At 47.2% G+C, this 13,633-nt stretch carries 10 protein-coding genes; 9 read left to right on the top strand and 1 reads right to left on the bottom strand.

The window, feature by feature from the left end; translation table 11 throughout:
• Positions 1 to 68 precede the first annotated feature (68 nt).
• The 4 genes from tpiA (at position 69) to ACXMYH_RS11030 (ending at position 3,609) form a co-directional block, all read left to right on the top strand.
• Entirely contained in the window at positions 69 to 818 is a 750-nt protein-coding gene (tpiA, locus tag ACXMYH_RS11045) for a triose-phosphate isomerase (protein WP_015554970.1), read from the top strand.
• Between the two features lie 329 nt (positions 819 to 1,147).
• Positions 1,148 to 2,032 (top strand): DegV family protein, encoded by an 885-nt coding sequence (locus ACXMYH_RS11040; protein ID WP_486554903.1) that lies wholly within the window; start codon positions 1,148 to 1,150, stop codon positions 2,030 to 2,032.
• A 154-nt stretch (positions 2,033 to 2,186) separates the two neighbouring features.
• On the top strand, positions 2,187 to 2,612 hold the full coding sequence (locus ACXMYH_RS11035) for a PPC domain-containing DNA-binding protein (protein WP_486554902.1): 426 nt from the start codon (positions 2,187 to 2,189) through the stop codon (positions 2,610 to 2,612).
• A 91-nt stretch (positions 2,613 to 2,703) separates the two neighbouring features.
• Positions 2,704 to 3,609, top strand: a complete 906-nt coding sequence (locus ACXMYH_RS11030; protein ID WP_486554901.1) for an RsmB/NOP family class I SAM-dependent RNA methyltransferase — start codon at positions 2,704 to 2,706, stop codon at positions 3,607 to 3,609.
• A gap of 48 nt (positions 3,610 to 3,657) precedes the next feature.
• Here ACXMYH_RS11030 and ACXMYH_RS11025 read toward each other — a convergent pair whose 3' ends face one another.
• Positions 3,658 to 5,037, bottom strand: a complete 1,380-nt coding sequence (locus tag ACXMYH_RS11025) for an MATE family efflux transporter (protein WP_486554900.1) — start codon at positions 5,035 to 5,037, stop codon at positions 3,658 to 3,660.
• Positions 5,038 to 5,428: 391 nt separating this feature from the next.
• On the opposite strand from ACXMYH_RS11025, the gene ACXMYH_RS11020 reads away from it, so the two are divergent.
• From ACXMYH_RS11020 to ACXMYH_RS11000, 5 genes are all read left to right on the top strand, one after another.
• Positions 5,429 to 6,274 carry a LysR family transcriptional regulator gene (locus ACXMYH_RS11020; protein WP_118735992.1) on the top strand — a complete coding sequence of 282 codons (846 nt, stop codon included), beginning with the start codon at positions 5,429 to 5,431 and terminating at the stop codon, positions 6,272 to 6,274.
• A gap of 128 nt (positions 6,275 to 6,402) precedes the next feature.
• Positions 6,403 to 7,302, top strand: coding sequence for a tyrosine-type recombinase/integrase (locus tag ACXMYH_RS11015; RefSeq protein WP_486554899.1), 900 nt, complete (start codon positions 6,403 to 6,405; stop codon positions 7,300 to 7,302).
• 306 nt (positions 7,303 to 7,608) lie between these two features.
• Entirely contained in the window at positions 7,609 to 8,310 is a 702-nt protein-coding gene (locus ACXMYH_RS11010; protein WP_329751713.1) for an AP2 domain-containing protein, read from the top strand.
• Positions 8,311 to 8,560: 250 nt separating this feature from the next.
• Positions 8,561 to 12,862, top strand: a complete 4,302-nt coding sequence (locus tag ACXMYH_RS11005) for a hypothetical protein (RefSeq protein WP_486554898.1) — start codon at positions 8,561 to 8,563, stop codon at positions 12,860 to 12,862.
• Complete coding sequence (locus tag ACXMYH_RS11000; RefSeq protein WP_486554897.1) at positions 12,843 to 13,559, top strand: class C sortase; 717 nt, start codon at positions 12,843 to 12,845, stop codon at positions 13,557 to 13,559. The genes ACXMYH_RS11005 and ACXMYH_RS11000 overlap by 20 nt, the downstream gene beginning before the upstream one ends.
• Positions 13,560 to 13,633 lie beyond the last annotated feature (74 nt).

Here is a 13,633-nt window from a genome sequence, read left to right as displayed (position 1 = left end):
ATCGTTCAGAGAGAATCCTGGATATGGATCTTGAAGATAAATATTGGTATATATGGGGGTAGATAACCATGGCAAGAAAGAAAATTATCGCTGGAAACTGGAAAATGAACATGACTCCGTCCGAGGCAGTGGCACTCGTTGAGACATTAAAGCCGCTCGTTAAGACGGAGGAAGCGGACGTTGTATTCTGCGTACCGGCTATCGACATCATTCCTGTCGTAAAGGCATGCGAGGGAACAAATATCGAGGTTGGCGCTGAGAATATGTATTTCGAGGAGAAGGGCGCGTACACAGGCGAGATCTCCCCGAACATGCTGACAGATGCCGGCGTAAAATATGTGATTATCGGACATTCCGAGAGAAGAGAGTACTTTGCTGAGACAGATGAGACTGTCAATAAGAAAGTCTTAAAGGCATTCGAGCATGGACTGACCCCGATCATCTGCTGCGGTGAGACTCTTACCCAGAGAGAACAGGGCATCACTCTGGACTGGATCCGCAAACAGGTAAAGATCGCGTTCCAGAACGTGACAGCAGATCAGGCAAAGACTGCTGTGATCGCTTACGAGCCGATCTGGGCGATCGGAACCGGAAAGACAGCAACGACAGAACAGGCCGAGGAAGTCTGCGGAGCGATCCGTGCGTGCATCGGTGAGATCTACGATGAGGCAACAAAGGAAGCAATCCGCATCCAGTACGGTGGATCTGTAAATGCCGGAAATGCTGCAGAGCTCTTCGCACAGCCGGATATCGACGGAGGACTTGTAGGCGGCGCATCCTTAAAGGCTGATTTCGGAAAGATCGTCAACTACAAATAGTACATGTACATCCTGGCGCTGTGTCATAGAAAATGGGCTGTGACACAGCGCTTTTTTCATAGAAGATTCCAATGGAACTTCCTATGAAAAAAGGCACATTCGCGAGAAGATGAAGATCGTCGCAAGCGACCGCGCGCCCGGTGCGAGAATGTGCCAGGACACATTCTTTTTACATAAGAGAAAATAGTGACAATCTGTCATTTTTTGCCTCCACCCTATTGACTGGAAGGATTTTGGATGTTACGATTATTAGATACGCAAAACGTTAAAATTGCGCAAAAGACAGCAATCTCTTGCGTGAATCCAGGATATAAAGAGGAAATACATATATGAAGAAAATTGGAATCGTAACAGACAGTCACAGCAGCATCAGCCAGGAAGAGGCAAAGAAACTCGGGATCTTTGTCCTGCCGATGCCGTTCTATATCGACGGGGAGTGCTATTATGAGAGTGTGACGCTTTCCAGGGAACTGTTTTTTGAAAAGCTGACATCCGGAGCCGATATTTCGACTTCCCAGCCATCTCCGACCGCTGTGATGGAAATCTGGGACAAAGCACTCGAAGAATATGAAAAGATCCTGTATATGCCGATCAGCAGCGGACTCAGCAGTTCCTACAATACGGCGATGATGCTGGCGCAGGAGGAAAAATATGAAGGACGCGTCCTCGTTGTGGACGACGGACAGGTTGCGGCGCCGCTTCACCAGATGATCCTGGACACACTGGATATGATCGAAAAAGGATATGAAGCGGAACATATCCGCGAACTCCTGGAAAAGGCGGGAGACCGGATGATGATCTATATCGCCCTTCAGACGCTGGAATTCCTGAAAAAAGGCGGAAGAGTAACTCCGGCTGCAGCTGCACTCGGATCTGTATTTAATATCAAACCGATCTTAAAGCTCCAGACCGGAAAACTGGATTCCTTTAAGAAGTGCCACGGAATGCAGAAGGCCAAAAAGACAGCCATCGAGGCGATGCAGACAGAGATCCGCGAGAATTTCCAGGATGCCTTAAACGATGGCGCTCTGCATCTCTTAGCGTCTTCCAGCGGAACGGATGAGGAGAATGCAGCGTGGGTCGAGGAGATCAAAGCGGTATTCCCGGGTGTTCCGATCCTTTATGATAACCTTTCTCTCGGCGTTTCCTGCCATATCGGACCTGGAGGAATGGGAATTGGTTGTGCGGTGGCACCGGATTATAAGAGAGTATAAGTAAGAAAATATTGGCTGCGAGTAAAAATACCATTGCTGCAGACAATTTTTAATGGATTTTTGTTCGTAACTGTGAGTATATGGAACCGTTACAAAAGAAGTTTGAAATCAGAGCTTCGGTTGTATGAACGTGCATAATAAGGAGGCAATCATTATGGAATACCGCAGATTTGGAAATACGATCGTAGCAAGGATCGATCAGGGTGAGGATGTTCTGGAGAAGATGAAACGCATCGCGATGCTCGAGGATGTGAAACTCGCGAGCGTCAGCGCATTAGGTACATTTTCTTCCATGACCGTAGGAATTTATGACCTGGAAAAATGTCAGTTTATGGGGAATGATTTCGAGGGAATGTTTGAGATCGTCTCCTTTACAGGAACTATCAACACGATGGACGGAAAGTATTACAGCCACATCCACGCGGCGGCAGCCGATGCGAAGGGCAATGTGTACGGCGGACATTTAAGCCGCGGCATCATTGGAGCGACCTGCGAGATGGTGATCACGGTGATCGACGGAGTTGTGGACCGCGTAAGAGATGATGAGACAGGACTCAATCTCTTTAACTTCAAGTGTTAAAGTGCAGAAAGGTAACTGTGAAGGTACTGAATCGTTACATATTTTTGTGAATTGTGATAAGAGATAAGAAAAGATCGATAAGGAGCAGGTTATGGAGCAGATGATTCCGGGATTTCTGGAAGAAATGTTGAAAAAACAGTATGGAGAGGAAGTTTTCGCGAAGATCCTCGCGGGATATCAGGCGAGACGTCCGGTGACACTCCGGGTCAATCCCATAAAGGCGGACCGGAACACGGTAGAACAGGCACTTACCGGTGCAGGGATCGCGTTTAAAGATGTATCATGGTATGAGGATGCGATGATCATCGAGGACGCAAGGGAGTCGGAGATCCAGGAACTTCCGATCTATAAGGAAGGCGGAATCTATCTCCAGAGCCTTTCCTCCATGCTGCCGCCGCTGTTTCTCGGCCCGAAGGCGGGAGAGTCTGTCCTCGATATGGCTGCCGCTCCGGGCGGAAAGACGACCCAGATGGCGGCGATGACGGGAAATCAGGCGCAGATCACGGCCTGTGAGAAGAATAAGGCGCGGTCGGAAAAGTTAAAATACAATCTGGAAAAACAGGGGGCATCGGGAACCTACGTGATGGTGGAGGATGCAAGAAAGCTCGACGATTTCTTTTCCTTCGACCGGATCCTCTTAGACGCGCCCTGCAGCGGAAGCGGAACCGTAGAAGTGCGGGACGGCGTCTGCCGGACAAAGATCTCAAAGGAACTTGTGGAAAGATCTGCGAGAACGCAGGAAGAACTGTTAAAAAAAGCGCTGAAGCTCTTAAAATCCGGACATGAGATGGTCTACTCCACCTGCTCGATCTTAAAAGAGGAGAACGAAGGTCTCTTAAAGCGCGTTTTAAAGAGTGCAGGCGGAGAGCTTGTACCGATCGGGGAAGATTGGACGAAGGAACTTCCGTTACTTCCGAACGCGATGCCGGGGACGCTCCTCGTGGGACCGAATGAACTGTTTGAGGGATTTTTTGTGGCGAAGATCAGAAAAAAATAGAAGCTCCGTGAGGAACTTCTATTTTTTTGCAAAAAACGCTTTAAACTTTTATTCCGTCCTGCGGTTCTCAACCTCGATCCGTTTCAGCTCAGGCATGATCGTGATCAGCATCGTGAGAATGCAGGCGGTTCCGCCGATGACATTGGAAACCGGCTCGGCGAGGAATACGCCGTCGGTTCCCATATGCATGGCGTAGGGGAGAAAGTAGGTCAGCGGTACAACGATGAATACCTTGCGGAGCAGGGAGAAGAAGATCGCAAAGACCTTCTTGTTCAGGGATTTAAATACCGCCTGACCGATGTACTGGAGGTCCATAAAGATAAAAGCTGCAAAATACATGTTCAGCGCCGGAACTGCATCCTGGATCAGCGCCGCGTCCGAGCTGAAAATGCGGATCAGCGTTTCCGGGATGAGGATGATCATGCTCCACATGACGGCCGTGTAGCCGAAAACAAGGAGACTCATGATCAGAATGGATTTCCGCACGCGTCCCGGTCTGCGGGCACCGTAGTTGTAGCTCAGGATCGGGGAGGTTCCCTCTACCATGGCGTGAATCGGAGTCTCAACAAGCTGGCGCACACTGGAGATGATGGTCATGACGGAGATATAGATATCACCGCCGGTGACGGAAAGAATATTGTTGCAACAGATCGTCACGAGACTGTTGGTGAGCTGCATGATAAATCCGGCTGCACCGAGGCTGAGGATATTTTTCGCGTGTCCGGTACATTCCGGGATCTCATTCTTATGAAGGAACCGCAGCTTCAACTCGGATTTTTTCGTGAGGAAAAACACGACGAAGGCGGCAGACAGGCACTGGGAGATCACGGTGGCGATGGCCGCGCCGCGGACGCCGAGTCCGAGGGCAAAAATAAAGAGCGGATCAAGCACAAGGTTCGTTCCGGCACCGATCGCGACGGATAACATGCCGATGCTGGAGTAGCCCTGGGCGTTGATAAACGGGTTCATGCCGACCGCGATCATCGACGGCAGGGTTCCGATCAGATAGAGCATCATATACGGATAAGCGTAAACGATGGCCTCAGCGGAAGCGCCGAAGAGGATCAGGATCGGGCGGGCGAAGAGGAAGCCGACCGCCATCAGGATCACCGCGCAGACACTGAGCATTGTAAAAGAAGTGTTCATAATGCGCCTTGCTGTGTCAGGGTCCTTCTTCCCGCGGAAGATCGAGAAGAGCGGCGCACCGCCGGTCCCAAAGAGGTTGCTGAAGGCTGTGATGATGACAATGATCGGAAAACATAAGCCGACCGCGCCGAGAGCGGCTGTTCCGATCTCCGGGATCCGCGCGATGTAGATGCGGTCCACAATATTATATAGAAGGTTTAAGATCTGGGCAATCAGCATGGGGAGTGCGGCTCCGAGGATATTGCCCGTAATGGTTCCGTTTTCAAAATCAATACGTTTCATATGTATGGTAGCTTTCCGTTACTTTTCATGGGTAGGAATTTTCTGAACTGAAAATTCCGTATGATACCGTTATGACCGCGGATTTTGCCGATTCGGAATGCGAAGCATCGGCAAAATCCTGTTACAGTGCGCGGGCATGGAGTGCCCGTGTACTGTAACAGATTTCCTGTAACGATTTGATCCTTTCTAAATTTTTTCTTGCATTTCAAGTATAGCATCCCCTATAATATATGTAAATTATTGTTTTTATATAGAAATATAATAAATATTATATAATATAAGAAGATTCTTTACATTCAGACTATGATTGTTACGATCCGGGATCCGGATCCCACAATTCGCACTGTTGCGGAAGTGGAGGTCTGCAGATCGCCGGTCAGAAGGAGGGACTATGGAGATCAGACAGTTAGAATACTTCCGGGCCATCGTTGACGCCGGAACCATCAGCGGGGCGGCGAGGGAGCTTCATATGACACAGCCGCCGTTAAGCTACCAGATGAAAATGCTGGAGGAGGAACTTCAGGTACCACTTTTTATCCGCGGTATGAAGCATATCACACTGACGGAGGCGGGAAAAACACTCTACGAACAGGCGGGAAAGATTCTGATGCTCTCGGAGGTAACGAAGCGGGAGGTCATAAAATCAAGTCAGGCGGCGACGATCCATATCGGAATGACTCCGTCCACCGTGTCCATGATGTCCCATTACCTGATGCGTTTTGCAAAAAGCCATCCCAATATCCATTTTGATATCCACGAGGGATCCACATTCACTATGAGGGATCAGCTTGAGAACAGGATCCTCGATCTTACGACCCTGCGCACGCCAATTACGTTAAGGGGCTGTGAGACGAAAACTCTGGCTGAGGAACGCCTTCTCGCTATGGCAGTTCCGGAGTTCCCTCTTTTAAAAGGACGCACATCGCTCCATCTGCAGGAGCTCTCGGAACAGCCCCTGATCCTGTCCCACCGGTTTCAGAAATATATCGCCTCGAAGTTTGAGGAGGCGGGACTTGTCTGCGATATCTACCTTGCCTGTGAGGATGCAAGGACCGCGATCACGATGGCGGAACGGGGAATGGGGATCGCGATCCTGCCGACTTCGATGCTGGAACTTTCTGATAAGCTGAAATCATGTGAGGTCTGTGATGCCGATTTTACAACAGAGGTCCTTCTCGCCTGGAGAAAAAGTCGAATTTCGTCGGAAATACAGGAATTTCTGGAATTTTGGAATTAAATGGCTTTTACAGGCAGATTATACGAGTAATTTTCTGAAAAATATGCATAATGAGAAATAATGAAAAGCATCATATTATGAAACATGTCAGGTAAAGAGAGTCTGACAGAACAGGAGAAGAATCGTTCATGAAGTATGATCTGGAACATTATAGGCAATATTTAACAGAATGCGAGAAAAGTAAAAATACGATCGAAAAGTATCTGAGAGATGTGCGGGCTTTCCTGATATTTTCAGGAGAACGGGAGCTGAGCAAGGAGATCATCTTAGACTATAAAAAGCTCCTCATAGAAAAATACCGGACGTCCAGCGTAAATTCCATGCTGATCGCGGTGAATGGATATCTGAGCTGGATCGGCCGGGATGATCTCCGGGTGCGTGTGTGCAGAACACAGAGACGGATCTTTCGCGAGGAGGAGAGGGAACTGACGCGCGAAGAGTATCAGAGACTTCTTATGACCGCGAGACGGGAGAATCGCGAGCGCCTGTTCTGCATCCTTCAGACCATCGCGGGAACGGGGATGCGGATCGGAGAATTAAAATATCTGACAGCGGAGACTCTGGAGGAGCGAAGGATACGGATCAACTTTAAGGGCAAGGTTCGTATCATCCTGATCCCGAGGTCTCTTCTGATCCTTTTGAGAGATTACTGTCGAAAACAGAAGATCAGGGCGGGAAGTATTTTCCGCTCAAGGAACGGAAGACCGCTGGATCGGAGAAATATATGGACGGAGATGAAAAGTCTCTGTGAGAGGGCAAAGGTGGCAGCAAGTAAAGTGTTTCCGCATAATCTGAGACATCTCTTCGCGAGATGCTTTTACGAAAGGGAACACGATCTCGCGCGATTGGCAGATTATCTTGGGCACAGCAGTATCGAGACAACGAGACGGTATACGATGATCACGAGCGAGGAGGCCTGCGCGAAGGATTTAGAGCTGGGACTGGTCCAAAGGGAGGAAGGGGGATCGGAAGGAAAGAAAGGTAATATGGAACAAAAGGGAAAAATAAAGGATCCGTCTGCGACATAATGTGTATTATGTCATGAACGGCTTATCTTAGATGATCCTGCATCGTTCTTACATGAAATTTACATGCTTTTACGCTTCCTAAAGTTAATTTAGAAAAGTGAACCGGTCTGCAAACCTGCTTCCAGGACTGTATGTTCTTTTGAAAATCATGTTAAAAAAACGCAAAAAAGTAAAAATCCCGGAATATCCATTGAAAACAAAGGGTTTTCGTGATATTATTTTTATGTATATATATGAATACAAGGGGGATTCGTTATGACATAATACACATTATGTCATGAACGGCTTTTTTGAATGAAAAAATGTATGATCGGAGAACGATACGGAAGTCTCGTGGTAATTGAAAAAGTGAAGATTCCGGGAAAACCGAAAACCTATTGGCGGTGCCGGTGTGACTGCGGGAATATATGCACCGTGGAAGATTCACACCTGAAAAATGGACACACGAAGAGCTGTGGATGCAGAAGGCGGATCCGACTCCAGGAAAAACGCCTCGATCTCACCGGACAGCGGTACGGCAGGCTTGTCGTTCTGGGACCGGCAGCGGGGTTGACAGAAAAACGTGATGGCACGGTGGAGCAAAGCAGATCGTCCGAAGGGGATCACACGGATCGTCCGGACAGGATGAGTGATTACTGGCTTTGTCAGTGTGACTGTGGAAAACAATGCATCTGCCGCAAAGAGAATCTCCGTTCCGGGGTCACAAGGAGCTGTGGCTGTCTTCAGGAAGCACAGAGAAAAGTAAATATGAAGAAAGCCATCCATTTTATGGACGGAACCTGTGTGGAGCGGATCGCGTGCAGAAAGACATTTTCCAATAATACTTCCGGTCACCGCGGAGTGTACAGAAGAGAAAACAACCGATGGAGAGCATCCATTGGCTTTCAGGGAAAGTCCTACAATCTTGGCAGCTTCGCAACCTATGAGGAGGCAGTTCAGGCGCGGCTGGACGCGGAAAAACGGTTATATGATCCATTTTTAGCGAAATACCGCGAAGAAAATTCCTGAGGACGCAGGGGAATCACAATACTGATAAAAACACTTCCAACCGCAGGAATACCGGGCAGCTTTGCTGCATAGAATGCAGTTTAGGGAGTGATTTTTATAAATTTTAAGGAACAAGGGGGAAAGGAGGGGCTTTGTGAGCATACAGAGGCAGAAGAATCTTGTGTGCAGCAATTGAAATATTGACTCACAGTAACTGTTCGACAGAGATACAGTTACGATCCACGATTCGAAAAAAAGGAGGAAAAGAGAGATGAAGAAGCGCGGAATGAAAAAACGTGTTCTGGCAGCACTCATGACGGCCTGTATGGTCGTTGGGTCTGTGCCGGGAGTGTCGTTGGCGGATGCTACTACAGATAACTCTGGAATAAGCTATACGCTTGATGGAGTTAAGACAACAGATAGCGCGAAAACGGCTATTACATTAAACAAAGAAGCAAAACCGGCCGGTGATGGCAAATATGACATTACATTAACGGTCGATGCAACCAAGGCAAAAGATCAAATTCAGGTAAAGCCTACAGAGGTTGCTTTTGTGTTGGATGCATCCGGATCTATGGCATGGTGTACGGATGAAACACATGACCACAGATCAGCAAGTGGTGGAAAAAGCTGTCGCTATAATCATGATTTATACGTTTCCCGGTGGACCACGGCAGTTGATGCAATTGATAATATGAGTAAAGAGCTGAAAGCTGCCGGAGTAAATTGTAGTTATATTCGTTTTTCTGATAAAGCGGAAGATGTTAAAGACGCTTCCAAATATAATACGCGTTCACCTAAGGGTGGAACGAACCTTAGTGCTGGTATAAAAAAGGGAATTGAAGTTTTAAATAAAAAAGATGAAAATTCAAATAAAATTTTAGTTATCCTTGCAGACGGCGGAAGCGATGATGGATATATGGAACATCATGGTGAGTGGACTGGGTGGTTTGACAATTACTATGATGATGAACAGAAGATTTTTAGCGATTTTAAGGAAAACGGAAAAGTCTATACAGTAAGTTTTGCATGGAATAAGACAGATGATTTAATAGGTACTTGGTTAGATCATGAAAGTAAATTTAAAAAACTTGCCTCTGACTCATGTAATTTAAATGCAAAAAATGCTGAGGAGTTAAAGCAGGTATTTGAAACGATCTCTAAAGATATCACGAGTGGAATTAACGATCCGTTAGGTGAAAACATCACCATGACAAGCGGAACGCTTAAAGCAAGTGATGGATCTGCCAGCTACGATGAAAATACGAACACGATCAAATGGAATTCCAACGGTACAATGAAAGATAAGCTGACATTGACTTATACCGTGAAACTGACAGAAGAAGCGAAGAAAAAGGTCGGAAAGATTGATTTAAACGGCAATGCAGAATTCAACTATTCCTATACAAAAGATGGTAATAAGGTAGATAAGCACATCAAGTTCCCGAAACCGTCTATTACAGGCGCAACATTGACAGTCAACTATGTTGATGAAAGTGGTACTTCTGTTCAGGATCCGGTAACGGAGTGGGTAGGCTTTACCGGTGAAAAAGCTTTTGAGACAACGATTCCACAGATCAATGAGGAGCTTACAATTGGCACGCAGAGTTATCGTGTAACAGGTGTAGAATCAGATGATTTTGCGATGACATCATTGATAGTGCATCCGCTGAAGGCAACAGAAGGAAAGGCATACAGCGTTACGGTTTGTTTGACGAAGGTCGAGACACAGCCGACTATTTACAAGGTCACTTATGATGCAAACGGCGGTGCATGGGATTGGTCCTTCTCAAAAGATGGATACAACTTAAATGCGACAAGCGGTGCCGACAAGCTTACAAAAGAGAATGCAAGAGGTGAAGAAACTCTTGAACTCTTAAATGGTAATGAACTTCCGACACGTGAGAATTATGATTTTGACGGATGGTATCTTGATGGCAAGAAACTTACTTCTGAAATGACAGTAGCAGCTGCTGCCGATACAAGAACCGAGGTTGTGGTAGAAGCACACTGGACAGAAAAGAAACCGGAAGTTCCGAGTAAACCGAAGGATACAGAAATTGTGCCTACAGTGATCGTAGAGTGCCGCAATGCTTCCAATTCCGGTCATGAGGCAAAACAGTATTATGTAAACATTCCGAACAGCTATGAGATCGGAGAAGTAAGACTTGATGGTGAAAAATATGTCAGCACAGTAACAGTGTTCGGTGTATATTACGCAGAGAAGTATAATGCGGATGTGGTTTATGATCATGTACTGACAACAGTAGACGATATTACATACGATCTTACATGGAACGCAGATACAAAGACATGGGAAGCACCGGCTCTCACAGAAATTCCAACGATTAAGGTAAACTGTGCAGGGGACAAACCGGAGAAACCGGTGGACACAGAAATTGTGCCTGCAGTGATCGTAGAGTGTCTCAATGCTTCCAATTCCGGTCATGAGGCAAAACAGTATGATTTAAACATTCCGAACAGCTATGAGATCGGAGAAGTAAGATCCGTTAATGGAAAATACGTCAGCACAGTGAAAGTGATCAGTGCATATTACGCAATGCAGTATAATGCGGATGTGGATTATGATCATGCAGTGACAGTAGAAGATATTACATACGATCTTACATGGAACCCAGTGACAAAGAAATGGGAAGCACCAGCTCTCACAGAAATTCCAACGATTAAGGTAAACTGTGCAGGGGACAAACCGGAGAAACCGGTGGATACAGAAATTGTGCCTGCAGTGATCGTAGAGTGCCTCAATGCTTCCAATTCCGGTCATGAGGCAAAACAGTATGATTTAAACATTCCGAACAGCTATGAGATCGGAGAAGTAAGATCTGTTAATGGAAAATATGTCAGCAAAGTGAAAGTAATCGGTGCATATTACGCAATGCAGTATAATGCGGATGTGGATTACGATCATGCAGTGACAGTAGAAGATATTACATACGATCTTACATGGAACCCAGTGACAAAGAAATGGGAAGCACCGGCTCTCACAAGCATTCCAACCATTAAGGTTGATTGCTCAAAGGATACTCCAATCCCGACTGATCCGGAACTTCCGGGCTTTAAAGAGTTAGAGGATCTTATCGAAGGAGTCGTTCTGGTTCATACAGGCAGCAATGCAGCAGCTCATCCGGATGAGGAATATGCTCTGATGGAGGATGGATATGAGATTTCATGGTATGGAACGACAAAGGCAATCCTTACCGTAAAGGCAGCACCGTATGTAAACGAATATATTGCAGCCCATGGCAATCATGACGTTAAGGGAGCTGCTTTAGCAAAACTGATCCTTGCTCGTACGGATGGCGGCTGGGATGTCGAAGAGGGTACAACACCGATCAGATTCTTTGTGAAGTGTACCGAAAACAATCCGGAGAAACCGGCTCTTCCGAAATACGATGATCTGAAAGACCTGTTTGGAGAAACGATCAATGTAACCTGTGAAACAGATGAGCAGCACGCTCCGCAGTCCTTCGGTCTTATGGCCGGAACTTACAGCGTCACAAGAGATAAGGAAGACGATAACGAGGCAGTTGTTACTGTATTTGCAAAAGATTACATCAAGGCATATGGAGATGGAAAACATACAAATGCAGGAGACGATGCAGCAACAGTCAAGCTCTTCTACGATGAGGAGGACGGCAAGTGGTATTCTGAAAATCAGGAGATCGTGATCAATTTCAAAGCAAAATGCGAGAAAACACCGGAGACCCCTGAGAAGCAGTACACCGAAATCAAGTTCGTTGTTGTAAACGGAACATTTACAGAGAACGGTCAGACAGAACTCACAAAGACCTTTGAGGTTGGAACGAAGCTCACACTTGCGGATATTCCAGCATCCAAGGGTAAGAGCAGCAGTTACAGCGATCAGACCTGGGATAAGTTCCCGGTTGGATATGTTGTAGAAAAAGATGGAACGACCTTCACGATCACTTACAAGTGGAGATCAAGCGGCAGTGACAGTGATGACAGCGATTATGACTATGGCACCTCCACAAGAGGCAAAGCCACAAACGCAGCCGGTAAGTCCGGTCGCTGGATCTTAGAGGGCGGCGAGTTCACGGAGGACAACGGAAGACTTCCGTCCAACGAGTACTTAAAGATCGGTGATACGATCTACGGTTTCTACACCTACGGATTTGCCATCGACTTTGACCGTCCGGAATACTACACAGACGCGGCAATTCAGGCAAAGGGCGGCTACCGCGACGCGACAGGAACCTGGAGATTAAACGGCTGGTGGTTCTGCTATGATGACGGTACATTCCCGCATGATGAGTGGGTATACCTCACATGGAACGGCCGCTCCGACTGGTACTACTTTGATGTAGACGGCTGGATGGAAGACGGCTGGTTATACCGGAACAACAACTGGTATTATCTCCATACTCAGTACGACAACACAAGAGGACGCATGTACACCGGCTGGCATGAGATCGACGGCAAGTGGTATTACTTCAACACAGCATCCGACAAGGGAACACTTGGCGCAATGCTTGCGAACACCACAACACCGGACGGATATCAGGTAGACGCAAATGGAGCATGGATCCGGTAATTCCGGCAGGAAACCTTCATGGCTCACCGGGCGCGGGATCCTCATAGCAGTCATATTTCTTCTGGGACTGGGAATTTTCCTGTACCCGCATATCTGCGACTGGTACTATCAGTATCAGTTTAACAAGGCGATTGCGGCGTATGACCGGTTTCAGGGGATCGACTGCGAAGGAATGATCCAGGCGGCCCGAGAGTACAATGAAAGACTTGCAAAGAAAGAGGAACAGTTTCTGGTTCCCGCAGAGGAACGGGAGGAGCTTGACCACCTTCTGGATCCATGGGGAACAGGGATGATGGGATATGTGGACATTCCGAAGATCGGGGTCCACATTCCCATTTATCACGGAACGGAAGAGCGGGCGCTTCAGTCGGGCGCCGGTTTCTGGTATGGGACAAGCCTGCCGGTGGGCGGTGAAAATACCCATTGTGTGCTGGCTGCCCATAACGGTCTTGTGAAGGCGAAACTGTTCACCGACCTGGACAAACTGGAAGTGGGAGATCGGTTCACTCTGGATGTCTTAAACGAGACATTCACGTATGAGGTGGATCAGATCCTCGTAACACTCCCGGAAGAGACGGAAGAACTTTATATCCAGAACGGAAAAGACCTTGTGACGCTTTATACCTGTACTCCGTATGGGGTAAATACCCACAGGCTCCTTGTCCGCGGACACCGGGTAACAGAACCGGAAAAATGATGGAAAAAATGCGCCGGTTCACAAAAAAGTGAAAACGGCGCTTTTTTCGACATAAATTGACATGGAGGGGATCG

The organism is Pilosibacter sp. NGB245 (assembly GCF_057397225.1).
Note: the sequence above shows the minus strand (reverse complement) of the source record. Positions and strands in the feature narration are given on the sequence as shown.